Source organism: Nonomuraea sp. NPDC050153, assembly GCF_044460125.1.
In the GTDB taxonomy this organism is placed as follows: Bacteria; Actinomycetota; Actinomycetes; order Streptosporangiales; family Streptosporangiaceae; genus Nonomuraea.
Map to the genome: position 1 here is coordinate 412,850 of NZ_JBITJQ010000005.1, position 23,344 is coordinate 436,193.

The window sequence follows — 23,344 nt, forward strand, 5'->3', positions numbered from 1 at the left end:
GGGCCGTGTTCGGACCGGCCGTGTTCAGGCGCCGTGTTCAGGCCGCGCCGAGCCAGAGGTCCGGGCCGAAGACCTCGTAGTGGATGTCGCGCGGCGCGACCCCGGCCGCGATGAGCTCGCCGCGCGCCGCGCGCATGAACGGCAGGGGGCCGCACATTTGACGTGCTCCTCCACATAAATAAATGTGGAGGATTCCTGTGCTGCTTACGCAGCAGCTCGCAGCGCAGGTGCGGGCGAGACTGTGGGACAGGATGCTTGACGCTTCACAGGCCCCGGTATCCCGGAGTCTCCACGTCCTGTGACCGCCCGTCCGGCGGCAGAGTTGTACCGATGAAGCTGGTTTCGGGCGGCGTTGGTATCGGCGTTGCCGATCCATCCGCACGCCAGGTTCTTGCACGCGAACCGCGACTGCGTTTCGCGTGATCCTGCGGTGGTGGTGTGGCAGCGGTGACACTCTTGGCTGGTGCCGTGCGGGCGGACCTTGGCGACCAGACCGCCACGGTCGGCGCTCTTGTAGGTCAGGAACTCCACCGTCCGGCCCCACGCCTGGCCCGCGATCGAGCGATTAAGGCCCCGCTTTTGGGCGACGTTGGCCCCCGGCTCCTGCACGGTCCCAGACGCCGAGGCCATCATGTTGGTGATGTTCAGGTCTTCGACCACGATCGCGCTGAATCGCCGCGCCAGGTCGGTCGTGCTCTGATGCTGCCAGTCGACGGCTCGGCGCTTGGCTGTCGCGCGGAGCCGGGCGATCTGGTCATAGGTGCGGCGTTCCCGGTTGGAGACCGGGTCGCCTTTCTCACGGATGGCACGCTGACGGGCACCTTTGCGCTCAAGACGCAAAAGCCGCTCACTCTCCCCGCTGGACAGCCACGGGCCGTGCCGAAGGTGTTGCCCGGTGGACAGAGCGAGGGGGACCGTGATGCCCCGGTCCATGCCGACCTTCGGCCCGGCATGCGAGACGCAGGCGGATACGAGCAGCTCGGTACGGAAGACGATGGTCCACCCGTGGGCTTCTTTTACCAGGCGAGCCCCGGTGACCCTGCCGGATGGCCCGCCCTTGGTGAGGCCGGGCAGGTCTTTCGTCCACCGGAACTTCACCCGCCCGACCTTGGGCAGGTTCACCGCGCCCCACCTACGGTTGATCCGGCTGATCTGCAAGTCGCGGGCCTGGGGAACGTCCACAGCCATCCGGGACCGCAACCGGCTCTTGAACGTCGGGCGCTTGGCCGGGTGGCCGGGGTTGAAGAAGTTCGCCCACGCCTGCCGGTAGGTCTTCAGTACGGCTTGCGCGGCCTGAGCGGGCAGTTGCCCCATCCACTCGATCTCGTGGCGGGCTTGCCGAATCGCCGCGTCGCACTCCTTCGGTGAGGCGAACCGGCCCTGGCGGAAGGTCATGAACTCATGGAGCACGTTCCACAAGGCACGCGCGGTGTGGGCTTGACCGTCCACAACGGCCACCTGGGCCGGGCTGAGGTCGAGTCGCGCCACGTGCGCACGAGTCCGTTTCACCTTCTCCACACGCTGATCATATCGTTTGGTTTATGTCACCGCGATGGAACCCGAACCCCGATGTGAGAACGGGACGACATGTCGTCTACAACCTTCACGCCCATTTGGTGTTCGTGACAAAGTACCGGCGTGGGGTGTTCACCGATGAGATGCTGATCCGCTGCGAGGACCTCATGCGCGAGGTATGCGCCGGCTTCGAGGTAGAACTGCGCGAGTTCAACGGCGAGCACGACCACGTCCACCTGCTGGTCCACTACCCGCCCAAGGTCGCCCTGTCCAAACTCGTCAACTCGCTGAAGGGGGTCTCGGCTCGGATGCTTCGTAAGGAATACAGCGCACACGTACGCAAATACCTCTGGGGTGGACATTTCTGGTCTGGTACCTACTTCGCCGGGTCGGTCGGCGGGGCGCCGCTCACCGCGCTCAAGCAGTACATCGAGCAGCAGAAACGACCTGTGTGAGTGAAGCTGCCGACAAACCTGAAAGGTCAGGGCACGCTCGCGCCCTAGACGAGTAAGTCCTATGTCCTGGGCCCGGTGATCAGGCATGAGTAGAGGGCGTTCAAGATCATGTTGTGACGCAAGACCTGAACACCCTCCTGACCGCACTTTACGTGAAGATCGACGATGAGCTGAAGGGGTCGCGATGGACGGGCCGGCCCCCGGTGCTGACCGACTCCGAGCTGGTGTGCGTCGCGGTCGCTCAGTCGCTGCTCGGGTTCACTTCCGAGGCGCACTGGCTGCGCTACGCCCGCAAGCACTTGACCGGCCTGTTTCCCTACTTGCCGCAGCAATCCGGCTGCAACAAACGGCTGCGCGCCGCGCTTGGCCTGGTCAAGCGGGTCATCCGGATGCTCGCGAAGTCGAGCGACTTCTGGCTCGACGACTGCTGGATCGTGGACTCCACCCCGCTGCCGTGCGGCATGTCCCGGCCCACCGTGAAACGCTCGGACCTGGCCGGGTGGGCGGGCTACGGCTACTGCGCCAGCCACTCGCGGTTCTACTGGGGACTGAGGCTGTACCTGGTCTGCACCCCGGCCGGAATGCCGATCCTGTGGGCCCTGGCCGACCCGAAGATCGGCGAGCGCGAGGTACTGGCCGCGATGCTCGAAGTCGAGGCGAGCGTGGCGGCAGAGCACGACGGCATCCTTCTGATCTGCGACAAGGGATTCGCCGGCAAAGACTTCGAGACGCTGCTGGGCGACTACGGGATCACGATGCTGCGGCCGTCCCGCAAGAACGAGAAGGCCCGCTACGGCGAGCCGATGCTCAAGAAGGTCCGGCAACTGATCGAGTCTGTCAACGACACCCTCAAGGGCCAGCTCGACCTGGAAGACCACGGTGGCCGGTCCTTCGCAGGCGTCGCTGTCCGCGTCGCCCAGCGCATCCTGGCGATGGCTGCCGCGATCTGGCACAACAACGCAACCAACGCATCGATCACCCGGTCACTGACCGCCTACGACCACTGACCGGAGATCGGACTTACTCGTCTAGCGGGCACTCCCATGTGGGCCTTCACTCCCGGCGTGAACGCCGGAGCACTGGCCCACATTCTGGTAGAACCTGGCCGTGATCGTCTCGAGCCGCGCCCTCACGACGGGCAGGGTTTCGCCGACGATCGCCGCGCTCTCAGCGGACAGCATGCAGACCTCCCAGAAGGACCAAAAATTGGTATCTGAGATTCATATTAAGGAGCGGCAGGGCCGGCCCTCTTTCCGGGGGTCGTCAGCGACAGCAGGACGGGCCCGGTCGGCGCGTCCACCAGGGACGCGACAGTGATCGTGTCGAGCGAGGCGTAGAAGGCCTCCTGGGCCTGGCGCAGCGCAGACCGCAACCGGCAGGCCGCACGCAGCGGGCACGGCGGGTCGTCCTCGCACCCCACCACGTCGCCCGCGGACTCCAGCGCGCGGACCAGCCCCCCGACCGTCGCCTCGCGCCCGGCGCCGGTGAGCTGCAACCCGCCGCCCCGGCCGCGCCTGGCCTCCACCACGCCCAGCTCGCTCAGCCTCGCCACGGCTTTGGCGGCATGGGTGTACGGGACGGCGAGCAGGTCGGCGGCGACCCTCGTCGTGAGCAGGTCGTCGGGATCCGCCACGGCCAGCCGCATCACGATGCGCAGGGAGATGTCGGTGAAGGCGGTCAGGCGCATGCACCCACGGTAGGCGGTGTCCAGCAGTGGTACGGCGTCAGCCGGCGCCGATCCGGCCGAGGCGACGGCATCGGCCTCCTCCGCGTCGAGGCCGACCATGTGCCGCCGCTCCCCGGCGCGGCGCGGGAGCCATTTCACCTTCGTGCCCGGCCACGCTTTCTCGGCGTCCACCACGGTCATACCGTCGGCGCAGCCGGGGATCCACATCGCGTAATTCTTCGGAATGACCGCGATCCCCCCGATCATGACGCACCGGGCCACCTTTTTCGGTGGGGCCGGTAATCGCCGTCCGGGCGACGGCGCCCGCGCCGGCGAGTACGCGCGAGAAAGAGCTCCGTCATTCCGTCCGTCCCGCGACTTGTGCCGTCAGCTTTTCGGAGACGCGGGAGACGGGGACGAGCAGCACGAGCGTAGCGGGGTTGTCGCGATCCGCCATTTCGGCTCCCACCTTTATACGGGAAAAGACTTGGGTGCCGAAATCGTGACCAGCGGCCTGATCGGAGGGTGAAGCCGCGGCTACGCCGCCGGCCATACCCGCACACAAACAGAAACGAAGCGGATACGGTAAGCAAGGCCATTGGATGGCAATACACGCATTGCCGAGATTCCACTGACTATGTAAATTCAGCACAGATACTTCTCATTGTTAACTTAATGGCGGGTGGGATGGCGACGGTTACGGAACCGGCGTGGGCGGGCGAGGCGGCGCGGTGGTACCGCCGGGACCCGCTGGGGTTCGTCGAGCACGCGGCCCGCGAGCGGGGCCCGGTGTTCCGGCTGCCCGACGACGGGTCACTGTGCGTGGCCGACCCGGCGGAGGCCCTGCGGGTGCTGCACGACGAGGAGGGCCACTACGACGACGTGTCCGACTTCTTCCACGTCCGCGGCGGCCGGCTGGGGCCGCGGGAGACGCAGGTCGCGATCGGGCGGGCGGCCCGCGCGACGTTGCGCGCCCACCTGACCGCCCACCGCGAGCGACTGCCCGCCGTGGTGGCGGAAATGGGAGAGGTCAGCGAGTGGCCCGCGGCCGGGCGCGCCGCCGCGTACCGGTTCCTGGCGGAGGTGCTGCTGCGGCCGGACAGCCCGCCGGCCCTGCGGGAGCTGATGGCGCAGGTGGTGCGGCAGGACGTCCTGATCCGCCCCGGCGGCCGGCTGGCACGCCTGACGCGGCGGGCGATGTGGGCGCGGGTGGTGCGGGCGCTCGCCGGCGAGGTGCGCGCCCGCCGGGCCGGCTCGCGGCCCGGCGGGCCCGGCGACCTGCTGGACGCCGTACTCGAGGTCACCCCGCGCGGCACGCCTGCCCCGCAGCTCGCGCAGGTTTACCTGCTGCTGTTCAGAACCTCGGTGGCGCCGGTGGGCCACGTGGTCGCCTGGACGCTGCTGGCGGCCGCGGCCCACGGCGTCGACCTGGCGACCGTGCCCGCGGAGTCGGCCGTACGGGAGTCGCTGCGGCTGTGGCCGGTGGCGTGGCTGATGGGCCGCCCCGTCCGCCGTCCCCACCAGGTCGGCGGGGTACGGCTGGAGCGGGGGGACAGCGTGTCGGTCTGCGCCTACCTGCTGCACCGCGACGAGCGGCACTGGCCGCAGGCCACCCGGTTCCGGCCCGACAGGTGGGACGGCCCCGGTCCCCGCGGGCCCTACCTGCCCTTCGGGGGCGGCCCGTTCACCTGCGCCGGCGCCGTCGTCGCCCGGACCCTGGCCACCGACCTGCTCGCCGCGGTGACCGAGGACGCCCGCCTGGAGGTACGCGGCGGCCGCGGACAGCCCCACGTCGCGGGCATCATCACCCCTCCCCCGTTCCGGCTCCACCGGACCCCGCGCCAGACCTGACCACCGAACGGTCGTCAGGAAAGGAGGTGAGCACCATGAGGAAGTTGCTGCGCCGCGTCACCGGCCGCCGGATCAACCGGCAGGCATGGTTCATCTGGTAGTCCATCTCCCGTCGGCCGTGCCGGGCCTCACCACCCGGCACGGCACCCGACGCGACCCCCTCGAACAGGAGGCGCGCATGTCGCATGTGGACGAGACGCTGGCCGCGTACGAGAGCGTCGCGGCCCGCTACGACGAGCTCAACGCGCGGATGGACACCTCCGGCCTGGTGGAGCGCTTCGTGGAGGCGGCGCATCGGTACGGATCGGGCGGACGGCGGCTGCTGGACGCCGGGTGCGGGACCGGCCGCAGCAGCGTGGCCTTCGGCGAGCGGGGGTTCGAGGTGACCGGCTACGACCTGTCGTCCGCGATGGTGGCGCTGGCCCGGCGCCGGCCGGGGGCCGAGGGGATCGGGTTCCTGGTGGGCCGGCTGGAGGCGCCCCCGCCCGGGCTGACCGGCTTCGACGTGGTCGCCTGCGTGGACGTGCCGATGACGTACCTGACCGGCACGGAGCAGTTGCGGCGGTCGCTGGCGGCGGCGCGCGACCAGCTCACCGAGGACGGGGTGCTGGTCTTCGATCTGAACACCATCGGCTACTACCGGCGCACGTTCGGCGTCCCCGCGGTCGCCGACCGGGGCGACCGGTACGTGGCCTGGTTCGCGGTGTCCCCGCGGATCGAGCCCGACGCGGTCGTGATCACCCAGTTCGACCTCTTCGAGCGGAACGGCGCGGGCTGGGAGCGGGTGTCGATGCGGCACGTGCAGCGGCACCACTCCGAACGGACGGTGCGCGAGGCGGCCGAGCAGGCCGGGCTGCGCGTCGTGGCCGCCCACGGGCTAGTGGGGACGTCGGCGCGGGAGCAGGCCGACGAGGACGAGCACGACCGGATCCTGTACGTCGCCCGCCGGGCGCCCCGTCGCGATCCTGTGTGAGGACGGGGCCGGGTTCGTCTATCCTCCCCAGCTATGGATCTTCGCGGCAAAACCGTCGTCCTGGCCGGCAGCTTCCGTACCGAGTCCGTCGCGAAGCTGAAGGCGCTGGTCCAGAAGGCCGGCGCGAGCGTCGTGGACGAGGTGTCGCGCTCCGTGGACGTCGTGTTCGACGGGTGCGACGGCGCTTTCCCGAACGACCGCGTCCGCGCGGCGGAGCAGCTGGGCGTGCCGGTGTTGCCGGTGGAGGAACTGCTGACCCCGCCGCCCGCGCGCACGGGGTCCGGGGACTTTCCCGGGCATGCCGATCTCGAAGCGGTGCGGGACGACCCCGCGGCCCTGCTCGCGCTGCTGGAGGAGGCCGACTGGTCGGCGTTCGAGCCGGAGCGGGACCTGCTCGCGCTGCGTGCCCTGCTGGCCGAGGTGGAGGAGCGGCACGGCGTCACGGGCGCGCACCGGCTGGTCACCGGCCGCCTGCGCGAGCGCGGGGCGCGGCTGCGGCACCCGTACACCATGTTCGGGGGCGAGTTCCAGGACTACGCGCTCAGCCCGTGCGGCCGCTACCTCGCCACGGGCCGGGGCCTGGAGAAGGGCGAGTACGACGGCACCGGTCCCCTGCAGGTGTGGGAGATGGCCACGGGGCGCCTGGTCAACACGATCGACATCATGTACGGCGTCGGCTGGCCCGGCCGCCGCGACACCGTGCGGTGGTCGGCGGACGGCACCCGGGTCGCGCTGGCGTTCTGCACGAACAACGTCGGGGTGTGGGACCCGTTCGGCGCGCGTACCAATCCGTACGGGAGCGCGGACGTGACGGACGGGTACGACGCCGCGGCCATCTTCGCCCTGGCCCCCGACGGCCGGCGGGCCTACATCTCGATGAGCAGCGAGCACGAGATGATGGGCTGCGTCGCGGCGCTGGACGAGGGCAAGGTCTTCTACAACGACTACCGCCACCACAACACCGGCCCCGAGCCCGCCATGCTGACCGAGCCGCTGCCGGAGGAGGCGAAGAACCGCCTCAAGAACGACTACTTCTCCTTCCGCCGGGTCCGCTGGTCCCGCGACGGCGGGCGGCTGCTCGGGGACAACGACACCTGGGCCGCCGTGGTCGACCTCCCGGGCGGGCGGATGCGCTGGCTGGCGCTGACCGCCGGCCCTGTCGCGTGGAGCCCGGACGACCGGTACGCCGCGGCGCTGACGCCGGGCCGCCCGCGCCTGCTGACCGTCTTCGACGCCGACAGCGGGCAGCCGGTGGGCGACCCCGTGGCCCAGGCCGAGGGGTCGCTGCACTGGGGCATGCGCGGGTCCGAGGCCCGGCTGGCGGTCGTGGTGGAGGACGGCGGCGGTGTCGACGTTCACGACGCGCACGGGCGCCACCGGCACCACCTGCCCATCGCCACCACGAAGCGCATCGGCCGGTACTTCTACGACGGCCAGGAGCGGCCCTGGGCCTGGGAGAGCGCGGGGGACTTCGGCGCGTGCCTGACCGCCGACGGGCGGGCGGAGGTGTGGTCACTGGGGGACGAACCAGCCCAGGTCGGGTCGATCGAGGCCCCAGAAGGAACGGAGGCGGTGCTGTGGGGCGCGGACGGCGTGCTCGCGCTGATCGGCGCGCGGACGCTCCGCTTCGTCGGCGCCTTCACCGGTGCGGTGCTGGGCGACTTCGCGTTCGGCCGTCACTTCGACAGCGAACGGAGCCCGCTCGACGACGATTGCGCGACGCTGCACGGGATGTTCCAGGCGGACGCCTTTCCCCTGGCGGACTCCTCGTGGTGCGCCGTCGCCGACCCCGCCGTCGGCCCCGCCGCCGCCCTGGTGATCGCCGACAGAGACCGCCTGGACGATCTCGACGCCGTCCTGGCCTGGACCGTCGACCGCCGCTTCTCCTGGCCGGTCCGCTGGGGCGGTCTCGACGTCGTCGCGAGCGTGGAGGCGGCGTCCGCCCTCCTTCGCCGGGCCTGAAAACGGCTGTGCGGGACGGCGCTCGGGCCGGTGGCGGCCCTCATCCCGGACGCCCGATTCGCCCTCGTGCCCGATGCCGGCCGCTGACTGCCCCGCGACGCGCCGGAGCGGTTCGCGAAAGAGCCGGTGTCCTTCCCGGCCTCATGAGAGCGCGGAGTGGGTCAGGGTGCGGATGGTTTCCGCGAATCGCCGCGCTTCGTCCGGGTCCACGGTGAGATCGATGGGTTTGCCCTTCTTCCAGGCCGTGAGGGGCTCGGCCGGCGGGTGGTCGATGAGGGCGGCGATGGGCGGTACGGCTTCGGCGACCGGTTGGGCGAAGATCGCTGACGCCAGGCGTACGAGGCCGCGCAGCGGTTGTCTGAAGGGTTCGTGCAGGGCGGTCGCCACGTATACCGGGTTGTAGAGCACGTACTTCGTGCGTTCCGAGGTGTGGGCCGTTCCCAGCAGCTCGCCAGCCTTGGCGCCCTGCATGGTCGCGGTGAGGGCCCGGTATCCGTTCTTCAGCTGGAGGTCGTCCCAGTGGATCCGGCCACCTTGTCCCGCGCCGCACAGGTTGACGATCACCGGTGCCGGCGCGTTCTCCAGCGGGCCGCGCAGCCCTTCGGCCATGAGCCAGCGGTTGAGCACGTAGAGGGCGAAGGTGTGCTCGAACCCTTCGCCGGTCTCCGTTCGGGTGGGGTTGAACCGGAACGCGGCCAGCACGAGCGCGTCGATCGCCGGGTGCTCGGAGCTGAGCCGTTCCACGAGGTCGCGGGTCTGGCGCAGGGAGCTGAGGTCGGACCTGACGAAGCGAGCCTCGGGCACCTCATCGCGCAGGCGCCGCCCGCCTTCCTCGCTGCTGCCGACGGCGATGACGTGGTCGCCGAGCTCGGTGTGGCGGTGGGCGAGGGCTTTGCCGATGCCGCTGGTGCCGCCGGTGATCACGATGGTGCGGGACATAAGTTGAGGCACTCCTTAAGTTAAGGTGTGCCTCAAGTTAGCTAAGCTGGCGGACATGCGCAAGGACGCCGTACAGAACCGCGAGCGCCTCCTGCGAGCGGCCCGGCAGCTGTTCGCGGACCGGGGGCTGGACGTGCCGCTCGAAGAGATCGCGCGCACGGCCGGGGTGAGCATCGGGACGCTCTACAACCGGTTCCCCACGCGGGAGGTCCTGGTGGAAGCGGTCTTCGCGGACCGGGTGGCGACCGTGGCCGAGCTGGCCGAGCAGGCGCTGGCGATGGACGACGCCTGGGAGGGGTTCGTGGCGTTCCTGACCGGGGTGTGCGAGCTGCAGGCGGCCGACCTCGGCTACAACGACCTCGCCGCACGGACCGCCGCGGTGGACGGAGACCGCGGGCACGACCTGATGCGCGAGATCCTCGAACGCGCCCAGCTGTCCGGCGGCCTGCGGGCGGACGTGACGCTGGCTGACATGTCCTTCGTGATCTGGGGGGTGGCGGCGACCGTCCGGGCCACCGGCAAGGTGGCGCCGGGAGCCTGGCGCCGGCACCTCGCCCTGGCCCTGGACGGCCTGCGCGCCATCGCCGCCCGGCCCTTGCCGGCCCCACCCCTGTCCACCGCGCAGACCCGCGCCGCGATGCGGGAGTGCTGACACCCCAGCGGCCTCCTCCGGCTGCGGCAGCCCCCGGCGCTGCACCACCTGGGCCGGCTGCGTCACCTCGCCTCAGAGCAGCCGGCCCCACGCTAGGCCGGCGGCCAGGTCGCCCCCGCGCCGAACTCCTTCGCGATCCCCGCCCGGATCGCCTCCAGCGTCTGCCGCCGGGCGCGTGCCTTGCTCGCCGCGTGTGCCTTCATGTCCAGGGCGGTCAGCGCCTCGGCCGTCTCGCGGGCGGCGTCGGACACCCGGGCGGGCTCCACCACCCGGTCGACGAACCCGGCCGCCACTGCGTCGTCAGGCGAGAAGGTCTCGGCCAGCAGCACCGCCCGCGTGAAGCACGCGGGCGTGAGCCGCTGCCGGACGATCTCGATCGCCGCGTACGGCATCGTGATGCCCATCGCCACCTCGTTGGCCACCAGCCGGTACGGCCCGGCCGCGCCCACCCGGTAGTCGGTCGACAGCAGCAGGAACGTGCCCATCGCCACCGCGTGCCCCGTGCAGGCGGCCACCACCGGCGCCGGGAACGACAGCAGCCGCGCCGCCAGCTCGAACCCGCCCCGCACCAGCGCCAGGGCCCCGTCGCCGCCCGCCGCGAGCGTCCCCAGGTCGAACCCGGCCGAGAAGACCCCCTCCCGGCCCTCCAGCAGCACGACCGCCGAGTCGGCGGCCGCCCGGTCGAGGGCGGCGCCGAGCTCGGTCAGCAGCTGGATCGAGATCGCGTTCACCTTGCCGTCGTCCATGGTGATGGTGGCGACGGAGTCTTTGAGCCGGTAACCGACGAGAGTGCCCATGGGGCATAGAATAATGTTCTAGGACGCTAGGCGTCACGCAGTCCCGCGAACAGGTCGTCCTCGTGGTCGGGCGCGTCCACCTTGCACAGCTTCCGCTCGAACGCCTCGTGCGCGAACGCCTGCTGCTGCACCTCCTCCGGCATGCGGAGCAGGAAGATGTTCTCGCCCTGGCTCTCGTGCGCCCTGAGCGCCTTGAGCTTGCGCTCGACGAACGGCGCGATGTCGACGACGCTGGTGACCCGCTCGTCGGGGGTGCCGAAGTCGTCGGACGGCTCGAAGCCGCCGAGGTCGACGCCGTTGGCGCGCATCATCTCGAACATCTGCTTGATGCCGGAGCGCGGCATCGCCGTGTAGTAGAACTTGTCGGGAATGCCGGTCTGCTCGACGGCCGCCACCGTGACGCGGTGGGTCTGGACGTGGTCGGGGTGACCGTAACCGCCGCCGCCGGTCTCGTCGTAGGTCACCACGACCTGGGGCCGGTAGTGCTCCATCAATGCGGCGAGCTTGGCCGCGGCCGTCTCGACCGGCACGTTGGCGAACGCTTCGGGGTGGGCGTTGGACTCCCAGCCCTCCATGCCGGAGTCGCGGTAGCCGAGCAGCTCCAGGTGGTCGATGCCCAGATGGGACACCGACTCGCGCAGCTCGGCCAGGCGCCGCTCGGCCACCGCCGCGTCGTCGTGGCCGTCCTCGCCGGGCTTCACGCCGCCCTGGTCGTCGCCCTGCTCGCCGTTGGTGCAGGTGACCAGGACCGTGCGGACGCCTTCGTCGGTGTAGCGGGCCAGGATGCCGCCGGTGCTCAGGCACTCGTCGTCGGGGTGGGCGTGTACGACCATCAGGGTGAGTTGCCGATCCATGGCTGGAAACACTACCCGCCACCCCCGACAGTTCCCCGGCCGAGGCCGCCCGCCGCTCAGGCCCAGCCCGCCGGCCGAGGCCGGCCGAGACCGGCCGAGACCATCCATCGGACGGCTAGGGCCGGCCGCCGTTCCGGGCCAGTTCGCCGGCGCGCAGGCGGGCGGCCGCGGCGGCGCCCCGCTCGCCCAGCATGTCGGCAAGGGCCGCCTGCTTGAGCCAGTTGTACGGGCTGCACGGCCGGACGCTGACGCGCTCGCTCACCAGCACCCGCGCCACGTCCCCCCGCCCCGCCCGCAGGGCCGCCTCCAGCAGGGTCCGCTGCACGGCGTCCCGCTGCGCGTGGCTGCCGCCGAACTCGTTGACCCGGTGCCTGATCGGATAGAGCAGGTCCACGACCGCGTCGTGGTCGCCCCGCCCGAAGGCCACCAGCGAGCGGCACACCGGCAGGCCCACCCGGAGGGTCATGTCCAGGTTGGTGACGCCCGGACGCGGCTCCAGCACGTACGCCTCGCGCGCCGCGACCAGCTTCTCCGCCTCCCCGACCAGCCCGGCGCCCACGTACGACATGACCGCGTGCATGTCGTTGAACGCGTAGAACGGCTCGGCCACCCTGTCCGGCCACGCGTCGGCCAGCGCGCGCCAGCGCTCGTGCTGCTCGGAGCCCTCCAGGTGGAGGCGCCAGAGCAGGGCGGCGGCGTCCAGCAGCTCCATGCAGGACTCCCCGCCCGCGAGCACCGCGTCGTAGATCGCCAGCGCCCGCGCCTCGTCGCCGGACTCCAGCGCGTACAGGCAGTAGTGCCACCAGTTGTGGATGTTGAAGAACGTGCCGGTCGACCAGTCGGGCAGCCGCGCGTCGAGGTAGCGCACCCCCTCCCCGAACCGCCCCTGCATCTCGTACGTGTGCACCACCGCGTGGATGCCCCACACGTCGCGGGCGTTCAGCTCGACCGCCCGCAGGCCGACCTCCTCCGACCGGTCGTAGTGCCCCGCCTCCTCCAGCCCGAACGCGTACATCCCCAGCACGTGGCCGAAGTGCCGGTCGTCCTCCCGCCAGGCGTTCAGCGCCCCGCCGATCCGGTCGCGCAGCGAGCGCGCGTCGCCGGTGAAGAAGTCGACCTGGTGCCCGGCCGCCAGCGCCAGGGCGTCGCGCGGGTGCTCCACGGTGATCTCGGCCAGCAGCCGCCCGCAGGTCAGCCAGTCGCCGTCGAGCAGCGCCTGCACGGCCGCCACGTGGGCGCGCTCGCGGGGCAGCAGCGAGGCCGGGCCGGTCCTGTCCCGGAACGCGCCGAACCGCGCCCGCGCCTTCCGCGCGTCCTCCGCCTCGGTGGAGAGCAGCCCGAGGTACGCGCTCAGCACGTTGCCCATCGGGAAGTCGGACGAGTCGGCCAGCGCCGCCTTGGTCTCGGCGGCGACCTCCACCCGGAAGTGCAGCAGTTCGTCGATCGCGCGGTCGTAATGCCGCACCGCGGTGGCGCCGGCCCCGGTCATCGCCAGGCCGTGCTGGTCGTTCCTCACCGGACCAATGTACCCACTGATCCGGTGGGGAATAGGACCGACGCCCTTCGCGTCGCTACGCCGACCGTCCGGTCACCACGGCCCTGCCCATGGCGGGGTCGTCGCAGAAGGCCCCGTCGATGCCCAGGTCGACGAGCTTCGACAGCCACCCCATCACGTTCCCGGTGGCCCGGGGGTAGACGGGGCTGGCCGGGTTGCCGAGCCGGTAGTCGGCGGGGAGCTGGGAGTTCTCGTTCCGTACCGTCCAGACGTGCACCTCCAGCCGGCGCCGGTGCGCGTCGGAGACCAGCGTGGTGGGTTCGAGGGTCTTGCCCGAGGCGTCCTGGGGCACCACGCGCCGGGTGTCCACCCCGATCCCGTTCGCGTACGTGGCCACCTCGCGCAGCCCGTCCGGCTTCACCATGTCGTCGTACGTGCGGGTGCTGCCGGAGGCGACCCAGTCGTACGGCGCGCCGCCGAACGTGATGAGCTGGATCAGCGGCAGGCGGGTCTTGGAGCGCAGGTCACGCAGGTTCGCGGTCTCGAAGGACTGGATGTACGCCTTGCGCACGCGATACCGGTTCAGCACCTCCAGCAGCGGCTCCTCCAGCGACAGGCCGATGGAGTCGAAGTACGTCGGGTGCTTGGTCTCGGGGTAGACGCCGACGCCGTGCTGCTGCGCCAGCTTCACGACCTCCTCGAACGTCGGGATCTCCGGCAGACCGTCGAACGCGGTGTTGTCCGGCCGCAGGTCGGGGACGCGTTCCTTGGCGCGCAGCGTCTTCAGCTCGGCCAGCGTGAAGTCCTCGGTGAACCAGCCGGTGACCGGCCGGCCGTCCACGGTCTTGGTGGTGCGCCGGTCGGCGAACTCCGGGTGCGCGGCCACGTCGGTCGTGCCGGAGATCTCGTTCTCGTGCCTGGCGACCAGCACGTGGTCCTTGGTCGAGACGAGGTCGGGCTCGATGTAGTCGGCGCCCATGGCGATGGCGGTCTCGTACGAAAGAAGCGTGTGCTCGGGCCGGTGGGCGCTCGCGCCCCGATGTCCGATCACGATGGGTGCGTCGCCGCGGCGGTCGGCCGTGGCGGGAGTCGTCTGGGTCAGCACGACGGCGACGGTACCGCCGGCGACGACTCCGGCCAGCACACTCGCGAGTAACCTGCGCATTGTCATGCGCGCACCGTAGACCGGCCAGGTGGACCGCGAGTTACGCGTGAGCACACAGTGGAAGACGTACGGAAACGCCCCATTCCAACCTGCTGTCAGCGCCTCTGTCACGGGGAAGATTGGGTGACATGACCCAACTCACTGGCCGGGTGGCCCTGCTGACCGGCGCGTCGGGCGGCATCGGGCAGGCGATCGGACGCCGCCTCATCGCCGCCGGAGTCAGAACCGCCTTCACGTACGGCACCCGCTCCGAGCACGCCGACGACCTGGTGGCGCGGGGGCGGGCCGCCGGCGTGGACGCGATCGCGCTCCCGGGCGACCTGGCCGACCCGCAGGTCCCGCTCGCCCTGCTGCGCGCCACGGCCGACGCGCTCGGCCCCGTCGACCTGCTGATCTCCAACGCCGGCTACGCCATCCAGCAGGAGTACACGGCGGTGGACGCGGTGACGTGGGAGCGCACGATGGCGGTCAACCTGCGCGCGCCGTTCCTGCTGGCGCAGCAGGCGCTGCCGGGGATGGCGGAGCGGGGGTTCGGGCGGGTGCTGTTCATGTCGTCGATCGCGGCCTTCACCGGCGGCAGCGTCGGCCCGCACTACGCCGCGTCCAAGGCGGGCCTGCACGGCATGATCCACTTCCTGGCCGCCCGCGTGGCCGCGCGGGGCGTGACGGTCAACGCGCTGGCGCCCGCCCTGATCGAGGAGACCGCGATGCTCCCGGCCACGGCGAGCCCGAGCCGCCTGCCGGTCGGCCGCTTCGGGCGTCCGGAGGAGGTCGCCGACCTGGCCCTGGCCGTCCTCCGCAACGGCTACCTGACCAGCCAGGTGCTCAGCCTGGACGGCGGCCTGTACCCCCGCTAGGCGCCGGCGGCGGGCAGCTCGCCCGAGCCCCGGACGATCAGCCGGGTGGGCACCATCGTCCTGCGGGCCTTGGAGCGGTCGCCGTCGAGCCGCGCCAGCACCAGCTCGGCCGCCGCGGCGCCCATCCGCGCCGGGTCCTGGGCCACGACCGTCAGCGGCGGGTCCAGGCACTCGGCCAGGGGCAGGTCGTCGAAGCCCACCAGCGCCACATCCCTGCGGCGGGCCCGCGACAGCGCCACCACCGCGCCCGTGGCGGCCAGGTTGTTGCCCGCGAACAGGGCCGTCGGCGGATCGTCGCGGTCTAACAGCCGCATCGTCGCCCGGGCCGCCGCCTCCTGGTCGTGGCCCGTCTCCACCAGGCCCCGGTCGAACGGCAGGCCCGCGCCTTCGAGCGCGTCGCGGTAGCCCTGGAAACGCTCGCGGCGGGTGTAGAGGGTGGCGGGCACGTCGCCGACGAAGCCGATCCGGCGGTGGCCGTGGGCGATCAGGTGGGCGACGCCGGCCCTGGCGCCCTCCCGGTTGGCGCTGACCACGCTGTCGGCGGTCAGCCCGACGGCCGGCCGGTCGAGGAAGACGATGGGCAGGCCCGCCACGCGTTCGTTGCGCAGGTGGCGGTGGTCGCTGGTGGCCGAGGGGACCACCATGAGCGCGCTCACCCTGCGGGCCAGGAACGTCGCGATCAGCGACTGCTCCAGGTCGGCGGTCTCGCTGGAGTTGCCGACGATGAGGGTAAGGCCGCGGGCGCGGACGGCGCTCTCGACGCCGCCCGCGACCGTGCCGAAGAACGGGTTGCCCATCTCGGGGATGACCAGGCCGATCGCGGCGTCGCGCGCGCCGACCCGCATGTTGCGGGCCATCAGGTTGGGCTGGTAGCCCAGCTTCCTGACGGCCGCCATGACGCGCTCGCGGGTTTCGACGGCGACCGGGCCGTCGTCGTTGAGCACCCGCGAGACCGTCTTCGCCGTGACGCCGACCTCACGCGCCACATCTGTCATCGTCGGACGCCGCATTGCGCCCATGTTAGTGGCCGCTCATCAGGACAACCCGATCGCCTCCGCCGCGCCCTGGTCCGCCACCACGGCCTTGCCCTCCGAGACCTGGAGGGCGCCGGTCATGATGGCCACCACCTCTGCCATGCTGTGGTCGCCCGGCTTGATCTGGGCGACCCGGCGGCCGAGCCGCTGGACATGGATGCGGTCGGCGATCTCGAACACGTGCGGCATGTTGTGGCTGATCAGCACGACCGGCGTGCCCCCGTCGCGGACCCGTTTGATCATGTCGAGCACCTGGCCGGACTCCTTGACGCCGAGCGCGGCCGTGGGCTCGTCCATGACCACGACGTGCGTGGCCCACGCCACCGCCCGGGCCACGGCCACGCCCTGCCGCTGGCCGCCGGACAGCGACTCGACGGGCTGGGTGAGCGAGCGCAGCCCGATCTTGAGGTCGGCCATGTGCCGGGCGGACTCCTCGCGCATGCGCTTCTTGTCGAGCAGGCGGAAGACGCTGCCGAGGATGCCGGGCTTGCGCAGCTCGCGGCCGAGGAACATGTTCGTGGCGATGTCGAGCGAGGCCGCGACCGCGAGGTCCTGGTAGACGGTCTCGATGCCCTTCCTGCGCGCCTCCAGCGGGTCGCGGAAGCGCACCGGCTCGCCGTCGAGCAGGATCTCGCCGGTGTCGGGCTGGAGCGCGCCCGTGAGCGCCTTGATGAGGCTGGTCTTGCCGGCGCCGTTGTCGCCGATGACGGCGAGCACCTCGCCGGGCATCAGCTCGAAGTCGGCGCCGTCGAGCGCGGTCACGTGGCCGTACCGCTTCACCAGGCCGCGCGCCTGGAGGACGGGGGTCGTCATCGGTTCCTCCTGCGGGAGAGCTGGTCGACGGCGACGGCGAGGATCACCAGGACGCCGGTGATGAGCGTCTGGTAGATCGACGGTACGCCCATCAGCTGCAGCCCGTTGCGGAACACCCCGACGATGAGCGCTCCGACGAGCGTGCCGATCACCAGGCCGCGGCCGCCGAACAGGCTCGTCCCGCCCAGGACGACCGCGGTGATGCTGTCCAGGTTGTCGGTCTGGCCGGCCTGCGGGTCGCCCACTCCGGTACGCGAGACCAGCAGCAGGGCGGCGATGCCGTACACGAAGCCGGCCAGCGTGTAGACGCCGATGGTCAGGCGGCGCGTCCTGATGCCGGTCAGGCGGGCCACCTCGGGGCTGTTGCCGAGCGCGTACACGTGGCGGCCCCACGCCGTGGAGCCGAGCAGGTACGCGAACAGCAGGAACAGCAGGATCGTCAGCAGCGAGCCGTAGGTGACGTTCGTCTGCCCGACCTGGAACGTCTGGCCGAGGAACGTCAGCAGCGGCGGCAGGTCCGTGACCGTCTGCTCGTTCGAGTAGATGTGGGTCAGGGCGAAGACCACGTTCAGCATGCCGAGCGTCACGATGAACGGCGGCAGCGAGATCCGCGTCACCAGCAACCCGTTGACCAGCCCGAACCCCGCGCAGACGGCGAGCCCGGCGACGATCGCGAGGACCGGCGGCAGGCCGCTGTCCACGGCCAGCTTGGTCATCACGATGCCGCCGAACGCCATGATCGCGCCGTTGGACAGGTCGATGCCCGCGGTCAGGATGATCAGCGTCTGGCCGATGGCCAGCGTGCCGACCACCATGACCTGCTGGATGATCAGCGAGAAGTTCGGGCCGGTGAGGAACTGGTCGGTCCTGAGCGCGAAGAAGGCGCAGGCCAGGACGAGCGCGGCCAGCGGACCCGCGACCGGGGTCGAGATCAGGCGGCGCGGCAGCGTCGCTTCCATGACCGCCATGTCAGCCCCAGCAGTTGGCCAGGCCGAAGACCGTGTCCTTGGCCTCGACGCCGGACGCGGGCTTGTCGGTGATCAGGGTGACGCCGGTGTCGGTGTAGCCGGAGGCCTTCTTGCCGGTCTTGGCGAACTCCGACACCGCCTTGACGCCGTCCTCGGCCATCTTCAGCGGGTACTGCTGGCTCGTGGCGGCGATCTCGCCCGACTTGACGGCCTTGGTCCCGGTGCAGCCGCCGTCCACGGAGACGATCAGCACGTCCTTCTCGCGGCCCTTGGCCTTCAGCGCCGTGTACGCGCCCAGCGCCGCGGGCTCGTTGATCGTGTAGACGAGGTTGATGTCGGGGGCCTTCTGCAGGCAGTTCTCCATGGCGGTCTGTCCCTTCGCCTGGTCGCCCCTGGTGTCCTGGGAGCAGACGATGGACGGGTCGCCCTCCGCGATCCCGTACCCCTTCAGGAAGCCGTCGTGCCTGAGCTGGCCGACGGTGATGCCGGGGGCCAGGTCGAGGGTGGCGATCTTGGCGGGCTTCCCGGCCATGGCGGCCTTGGCGTACTGGCCGATCAGCTCGCCGGCCTTCAGGTTGTCGGTGGCGAACAGCGCGTCCGTGGCGTCCTGCGGGTCCGTCGGCGTGTCCAGGGCGATGACGAGCACGCCCGCGTCGCGGGCCTTCTTGATGGCGGGCACGATGGCCTTGGTGTCACTCGGCGTGATGAGGATGCCCTTCACACCGGCGGCGACCATGTTCTCGATGGCAGTGATCTGAGAGGCGTTGTCGCCGTCGAACTTGCCGGCCGCGGTCATCAGCTCCATGCCGTTGGCCTGGGCCGACTTCTGGGCGCCCTCCTTCATCTTGACGAAGAACGGGTTGGTCTCGGTCTTGGTGATGAGGCCGACCTTGGGCGTCGCGGAGGCGCTCTGCCCGCCGCCTCCGCCCCCGCCGCCACATCCGGTGACGAGAAGGGCGGTGACCAGGAGTCCGGCCGAAATCTTTGTGTTCATTGGCGGTTCCTATCAGGGGGGACCCGATGTCATCGTTGACATATGTCAACGTTGACATCCGCTGTGCTGTGATGATGGACTCCCATCCGAGAAACGTCAATGCCCCCATGCCGTAACAAATCGGCAACGTGCCTGAAAGGCAGGCCCGATGATCGCTGTCCTGGGCGAGTGCGTCGCCGACGGCTTCACCGCCCGCTCCCCCGGCTCCCCGCCCCCGGACGGCGGTGTCCTCCCCGGTGAGGGGCTGGAACTGGCGCTGCGGGTGCTGCCGGGCGGCGGGCCCGCGAACACGGCGGTGGCGCTGGCCCGGCTCGGAACCCCCACCCGCTTCCTCGGCCGCGTCTCCGGCGACGTGTTCGGCGAGCTGTTCCGCCGCCACCTCACCTCCTCGGGCGTGGACCTCTCGGCCTCCGTCGACGCCAAGGAGCCCAGCACGCTCGCCGTCGCCGCCCTCGACACCGGCGGCCAGGCCGAGTACACCTTCTACGCCGACGGCACCGCCGACTGGCAGTGGACCCCGTACGAGCTGGACCTGGACCGCCTCGGCCCGGTCGCCTGCCTGCACACCGGATCGCTCGCCCTGGCCAGGGAGCCGGGCCGGGAGGCGGTGGAGGCGTTCGCGCGGGAGGCCGCCGGGCGCGCCACGATCTCGATCGACCCGAACGTCCGCCCCAGCCTCGCCTCCAGGGCCGACTACCCGGTGTCACGCTGGTGCGAGTGGACCGACATCCTCAAGCTCAGCGCGGACGACCTGGACTTCCTGCAGCCCGGCGTGCCGCTGGAACGTGCCTGCGACGCCTGGCACGCCGCGGGCGCCCGCCTGATCGTCGTCACGAGGGGCGCGGCGGGCGCGCTGGTGTCGCTGGACGGCGAGCGGGCGTCGGTGCCGGCGCCCCAGGTGAGCGTGGTGGACACAGTCGGCGCGGGCGACTCCTTCACGGCGGGCCTCCTGCACAGCCTGGCCGCCGAGGGCCGCCTGGGGGGCCGCCTGGACGGCCTGGACCTGGCGACGGCGGTGGCGGCGGCCGAGTTCGCGGTCAGGGTGTCGGCGCTGACGTGCTCGGTCGCGGGCGCCAACCCGCCCTGGGCCGATGCTCTCTGACCCGACCGAGAGGCGGGACAGGCGAAGACCGGCCACACTTGGCACATGCACGCAGCAGTGGAGGTGTCATGCGCCGCGATCCGGATCTGACCTATCGCGGCGCGCTGGCGATCCTCGGCCATCACGACCGCCCCCGGATCGACCGGCTGGGCAAGCTCCTGGGCGGCGCCATCCTGACCGCCGGAGCCGTGGCTCTCGGCGGGGCGGCGCTGCCGCCGCTGGCGGCGTTCGCGGCGGTCTGGGGCTGGGTGGATCAGAAGAACGAGGCGGTCTCGCTGCTGCGGGCGGCCCTGGACAGCGCCACCGACCGGCTGCTGAAGCTCTCCGGCTACGAACGACATCGGCTGATCTGCGCCGCCCACACCACGATCGTCGCGGCGGCCGTCTTCGACACGTGGCGCGAGCGTTTGGGGGATCTGCTCAACAAGCAGTTCGGTCTCACGGACGCCGACAAGGCCGGGCTCGTCATGGGTGCTGCCCCCGACACTCATCAGCACCTGATCGACGCCCTCTATCACAGCGAGGTCCCTGCGCCGTCTCCCGCTCGGGGATTCGAGGAGAACATCTCGGAGGTGAAGCGATGGATGGAGGCGCTCCACACGCCCTTCTTAACGGTTCTCGATGCCGCGCAGGCCTCCACACCCCAGGCGCATGTGGGCACGATCGTCGAAGCGGCGATCGAGCGTTACCGGTCCCACTACCTGTCGCTCTGCACGACCGTGCCGGAGTTCCTCGTCTGGGCGAGCCTGGGTGAGCACGCCGCCACGAGGACCGCGGTCACCGGCGTACGCGAAGACGTCCGCACCGCTCTCGACAGCCACGCCGCCGCCCTCTCACGCCTGGAGCGGGTGCTGGAGTCGATGGTCGGCGACCGGCGGGAGGAGCCCGACCTGTGCGCCATCGTGAGCCGGGCCAACCGGGGCGCGTTACGCGAGCACATCGTCGCGGAGGACGCGGTGCTGGCCACCCCCGAGCTCACCTTCCCCGCGCTCGAGGACGCCTTCATCGACCCCCGCTACCGGATCGGCCCGGGCGGCAGGAACCAGAAGCTGGCCGACGAGAACTGGTGGAGTGAGCAGCCGGTCTCCGGCGACCTCGACCTCCTCTTCGCCGCGCACCTCACCTCGGCCCAGGCCACCCGGGCGCCGATGCTGCTGCTCGGGCACCCGGGAGCGGGCAAGAGCTCCCTGACGAAGGTGCTCGCCGGACGGCTGCCCGCCTCAGCGTTCACCGCGGTGCGGGTCCCGCTGCGCCGGGTCGGCGCAGCGGCACCGGTGCACGACCAGGTTCAGGAAGCGCTCGACCTGGCGACCCATGGCCGGGTCAGCTGGTGGGAGCTGGCCGACAAGAGCCGCGCCACCATCCGAGTCGTCCTTCTGGACGGGCTTGACGAACTGCTCCAGGCAGCCGGTCACCGGGGAGGCTACCTGCAGGAGGTCATGGCGTTCCAGCGCCAGGAGGCCGATCAGGAACGTCCGGTCGTGGTGATCGTGACCTCTCGGACGGTGGTCGCCGACCGGATCACCGTTCCGGACGGGACGGTGGCCGTCAAGCTCGAGGAGTTCGACGAGGACCAGATCGCGGACTGGCTGCGGGTGTGGAACTCCGCCAACAGCGGCGGCACCTCGCCTGCGCTGACTCCCCGGGCGGCCATGCGGCATCCGGAGCTGGCCGGACAGCCGCTCCTGCTGCTCATGCTCGCGCTGTATTCCGCCGATCCCGGCGCGCCCGCGCTCGACGAAGGGCTCTCGACCGCCGACCTCTACAGAAGGCTGCTGGACAACTTCGCCCGCCGGGAGATCGAACGTACCAACAAGAAGCTCACCGACCACCGGCGTGAGGAGCTCGTACGCGAACAGCTCTGGAGGCTGGCCGTGGCGGCGTTCGCGATGTTCAACCGTGGCAGGCAGAACGTGACGGACGCCGAGCTGGGGGCGGACCTGCTGGCGCTGGACGAGCAGTCCTCCTCGTCGAGCCGCACCGACGAGGTCGGCAGGCGGCTGATCGGGCAGTTCTTCTTCGTCCACACCGCCGAGGCCCGCGCGCCCGGTGCCGACACGCGGCAGAGCTACGAGTTCATGCACGCCACCTTCGGCGAGTACCTGATGGCCGCGCAGGCCATCGAGCTGCTCGGCGAGCTGGCCGCCGAGACCACGCCCCGGCGCGGAGCCCGCGACCTGAACGACAACCTCCTCTTCGCGCTGCTGTCGCACCAGCCGCTGTCGAACCGGCGGACCATCCTGACGTTCGTGGAGGAGCTGGCCGACGAGCTGCCTGCGGAGCAGCGGGAACGGATCGCCAGCGCTCTCACGGCGCTCATCGCGGGCCATCGCCGCAGGTTCGGCTCGGAGCGGTATGCCGACTACCGGCCGACCCCGACGGACCGGGTGCGGCAGCTGGCGGCCTACTCGGCCAACCTGGTCACGCTGCTCGTCCTGCTGAGGGACTCGGTGGAGCTCGACGAGCTCTGGCCGGACAGTGAGAACGAGCGGGCGCGGTGGCGATCCATGGTGACGTTGTGGATGTCGGGCCTCGACACGGCCGGAAGGCAGTCGATCCTCAGCACGTTGAGGCTCGACGGCGACTCGGTCGAGATTTCGGAGCAGCCGAATGCGCAGCTGGTAGCCGACGCCCCGGATGTCATGTACGCACGCCTCGTCGGAGACACCGCCCTGGAGAGGCGGCTTCGCTTCGGCCACAGCTCGGTCGGGGGCCTTCAGTACTCCAGTCCCGGCGACTCGTGGGCCGACATCGTCAAGAGCTCCATCGGCGCGATGCTCACCAGGCCCGGCCGCCAGGGACACCTGGTTCTGGTCGACCCTGGCGACGACGCCGACGACGAGCTGGCGGAAGTGCTGGATCAGCTGGCGACGCTGCTCAAACAGTGCAGCCGCATGCTGACGACCGAGTCGGCGGCGGACGTGGTCCGGTGGACAGAGCGGGTCGGCCGCGGCAGAAGCCCGGACCCGTACGCGATGGCGGCCGTGCTGTGCGCGCATCCGGCGCTCGCCGACGAGATCCCCTGGCTCACCGAGCTCGAGACCTATGCGGGCGCGCCCGGCGTCGCCTTGCTGTTCAGGATGGCAGGGCCGGAATCTCCGGCCCTGGCCTCGCTCGGCGCACAGCTCGATCCCGGGGTTGCGGGCGCCGACCATGCACTCTGGCAGCTGCTCGCGGCCTACCGGTTGGACGGCAAACTCGACGGCGCCGACTTCGGGCAGACCCAGAGCGTGATCATTCAGAACGATTAGC

At 70.9% G+C, this 23,344-nt stretch carries 20 protein-coding genes and 1 pseudogene; 9 read left to right on the forward strand and 12 right to left on the reverse strand.

Features of this window, described 5'->3' with window-relative positions; all coding sequences use genetic code 11:
- Positions 1 to 37: 37 nt before the first annotated feature.
- Both ACIBQ1_RS16720 and ACIBQ1_RS16725 read right to left on the reverse strand, forming a co-directional pair.
- A pseudogene (locus tag ACIBQ1_RS16720) lies at positions 38 to 157 on the reverse strand (hemin transporter); the annotation flags it as partial.
- Positions 158 to 204: 47 nt separating this feature from the next.
- On the reverse strand, positions 205 to 1,518 hold the full coding sequence (locus tag ACIBQ1_RS16725) for an RNA-guided endonuclease InsQ/TnpB family protein (RefSeq protein ID WP_397278321.1): 1,314 nt from the start codon (positions 1,516 to 1,518) through the stop codon (positions 205 to 207).
- A gap of 23 nt (positions 1,519 to 1,541) precedes the next feature.
- Between ACIBQ1_RS16725 and tnpA the strand changes: the two genes are divergently transcribed.
- Positions 1,542 to 1,970, forward strand: a complete 429-nt coding sequence (tnpA, locus tag ACIBQ1_RS16730; protein WP_397278323.1) for an IS200/IS605 family transposase — start codon at positions 1,542 to 1,544, stop codon at positions 1,968 to 1,970.
- A 113-nt stretch (positions 1,971 to 2,083) separates the two neighbouring features.
- Complete coding sequence (locus ACIBQ1_RS16735) at positions 2,084 to 2,977, forward strand: IS982 family transposase (protein ID WP_397278325.1); 894 nt, start codon at positions 2,084 to 2,086, stop codon at positions 2,975 to 2,977.
- A gap of 218 nt (positions 2,978 to 3,195) precedes the next feature.
- Here the strand turns inward: ACIBQ1_RS16735 and ACIBQ1_RS16740 are convergent, their stop codons facing one another.
- Complete coding sequence (locus ACIBQ1_RS16740) at positions 3,196 to 3,657, reverse strand: RrF2 family transcriptional regulator (RefSeq protein ID WP_397278439.1); 462 nt, start codon at positions 3,655 to 3,657, stop codon at positions 3,196 to 3,198.
- A 666-nt stretch (positions 3,658 to 4,323) separates the two neighbouring features.
- Between ACIBQ1_RS16740 and ACIBQ1_RS16745 the strand changes: the two genes are divergently transcribed.
- The 3 genes from ACIBQ1_RS16745 to ACIBQ1_RS16755 all read left to right on the forward strand — a co-directional run bounded on the left by ACIBQ1_RS16745 (position 4,324) and on the right by ACIBQ1_RS16755 (position 8,422).
- On the forward strand, positions 4,324 to 5,487 hold the full coding sequence (locus ACIBQ1_RS16745; RefSeq protein WP_397278326.1) for a cytochrome P450: 1,164 nt from the start codon (positions 4,324 to 4,326) through the stop codon (positions 5,485 to 5,487).
- Between the two features lie 85 nt (positions 5,488 to 5,572).
- Complete coding sequence (locus ACIBQ1_RS16750; RefSeq protein WP_397278328.1) at positions 5,573 to 6,460, forward strand: class I SAM-dependent DNA methyltransferase; 888 nt, start codon at positions 5,573 to 5,575, stop codon at positions 6,458 to 6,460.
- A gap of 33 nt (positions 6,461 to 6,493) precedes the next feature.
- Positions 6,494 to 8,422, forward strand: a complete 1,929-nt coding sequence (locus ACIBQ1_RS16755; RefSeq protein ID WP_397278330.1) for a hypothetical protein — start codon at positions 6,494 to 6,496, stop codon at positions 8,420 to 8,422.
- A gap of 141 nt (positions 8,423 to 8,563) precedes the next feature.
- On the opposite strand, the gene ACIBQ1_RS16760 is transcribed toward ACIBQ1_RS16755, so the two are convergent.
- The gene (locus tag ACIBQ1_RS16760; protein ID WP_397278332.1) at positions 8,564 to 9,361 is read right to left on the reverse strand and encodes an SDR family NAD(P)-dependent oxidoreductase; all 798 of its coding nucleotides are present in this window, start codon (positions 9,359 to 9,361) and stop codon (positions 8,564 to 8,566) included.
- Between the two features lie 55 nt (positions 9,362 to 9,416).
- On the opposite strand from ACIBQ1_RS16760, the gene ACIBQ1_RS16765 reads away from it, so the two are divergent.
- The gene (locus tag ACIBQ1_RS16765; protein ID WP_397278334.1) at positions 9,417 to 10,013 is read left to right on the forward strand and encodes a TetR/AcrR family transcriptional regulator; all 597 of its coding nucleotides are present in this window, start codon (positions 9,417 to 9,419) and stop codon (positions 10,011 to 10,013) included.
- Positions 10,014 to 10,105: 92 nt separating this feature from the next.
- On the opposite strand, the gene ACIBQ1_RS16770 is transcribed toward ACIBQ1_RS16765, so the two are convergent.
- The 4 genes from ACIBQ1_RS16770 to ACIBQ1_RS16785 form a co-directional block, all read right to left on the reverse strand.
- Positions 10,106 to 10,810, reverse strand: a complete 705-nt coding sequence (locus ACIBQ1_RS16770) for a crotonase/enoyl-CoA hydratase family protein (protein ID WP_397278336.1) — start codon at positions 10,808 to 10,810, stop codon at positions 10,106 to 10,108.
- Between the two features lie 26 nt (positions 10,811 to 10,836).
- Entirely contained in the window at positions 10,837 to 11,664 is an 828-nt protein-coding gene (locus ACIBQ1_RS16775) for a PIG-L family deacetylase (protein WP_397278337.1), read from the reverse strand.
- 115 nt (positions 11,665 to 11,779) lie between these two features.
- Positions 11,780 to 13,180 carry a tetratricopeptide repeat protein gene (locus tag ACIBQ1_RS16780; RefSeq protein ID WP_397278339.1) on the reverse strand — a complete coding sequence of 467 codons (1,401 nt, stop codon included), beginning with the start codon at positions 13,178 to 13,180 and terminating at the stop codon, positions 11,780 to 11,782.
- A gap of 55 nt (positions 13,181 to 13,235) precedes the next feature.
- On the reverse strand, positions 13,236 to 14,330 hold the full coding sequence (locus ACIBQ1_RS16785; RefSeq protein ID WP_397278341.1) for a glycerophosphodiester phosphodiesterase: 1,095 nt from the start codon (positions 14,328 to 14,330) through the stop codon (positions 13,236 to 13,238).
- A gap of 122 nt (positions 14,331 to 14,452) precedes the next feature.
- On the opposite strand from ACIBQ1_RS16785, the gene ACIBQ1_RS16790 reads away from it, so the two are divergent.
- On the forward strand, positions 14,453 to 15,181 hold the full coding sequence (locus ACIBQ1_RS16790; RefSeq protein WP_397278343.1) for an SDR family NAD(P)-dependent oxidoreductase: 729 nt from the start codon (positions 14,453 to 14,455) through the stop codon (positions 15,179 to 15,181).
- On the opposite strand, the gene ACIBQ1_RS16795 is transcribed toward ACIBQ1_RS16790, so the two are convergent.
- The 4 genes from ACIBQ1_RS16795 to ACIBQ1_RS16810 are packed head-to-tail and all read right to left on the reverse strand — an operon-like array spanning position 15,178 to position 18,990.
- A complete protein-coding gene (locus ACIBQ1_RS16795; RefSeq protein WP_397278345.1) occupies positions 15,178 to 16,191 on the reverse strand; it encodes a LacI family DNA-binding transcriptional regulator in 1,014 nt (337 codons plus the stop codon). The two genes, ACIBQ1_RS16790 and ACIBQ1_RS16795, sit on opposite strands and share 4 nt — an antisense overlap.
- Positions 16,192 to 16,215: 24 nt before the next feature.
- Positions 16,216 to 17,028 carry an ATP-binding cassette domain-containing protein gene (locus tag ACIBQ1_RS16800; protein ID WP_397278346.1) on the reverse strand — a complete coding sequence of 271 codons (813 nt, stop codon included), beginning with the start codon at positions 17,026 to 17,028 and terminating at the stop codon, positions 16,216 to 16,218.
- Positions 17,025 to 17,987, reverse strand: a complete 963-nt coding sequence (locus tag ACIBQ1_RS16805) for an ABC transporter permease (RefSeq protein ID WP_397278348.1) — start codon at positions 17,985 to 17,987, stop codon at positions 17,025 to 17,027. Before ACIBQ1_RS16805 ends, ACIBQ1_RS16800 begins: the two co-directional genes overlap by 4 nt.
- A gap of 10 nt (positions 17,988 to 17,997) precedes the next feature.
- Positions 17,998 to 18,990, reverse strand: a complete 993-nt coding sequence (locus tag ACIBQ1_RS16810; RefSeq protein WP_397278349.1) for a sugar ABC transporter substrate-binding protein — start codon at positions 18,988 to 18,990, stop codon at positions 17,998 to 18,000.
- 148 nt (positions 18,991 to 19,138) lie between these two features.
- Here ACIBQ1_RS16810 and ACIBQ1_RS16815 point away from each other — a divergent pair, with 148 nt between their 5' ends.
- Together ACIBQ1_RS16815 and ACIBQ1_RS16820 are read left to right on the forward strand one after the other, a co-directional pair.
- The gene (locus ACIBQ1_RS16815; protein WP_397278351.1) at positions 19,139 to 20,092 is read left to right on the forward strand and encodes a carbohydrate kinase; all 954 of its coding nucleotides are present in this window, start codon (positions 19,139 to 19,141) and stop codon (positions 20,090 to 20,092) included.
- A gap of 68 nt (positions 20,093 to 20,160) precedes the next feature.
- On the forward strand, positions 20,161 to 23,343 hold the full coding sequence (locus ACIBQ1_RS16820; RefSeq protein ID WP_397278353.1) for an NACHT domain-containing protein: 3,183 nt from the start codon (positions 20,161 to 20,163) through the stop codon (positions 23,341 to 23,343).
- Position 23,344: the final 1 nt, after the last annotated feature.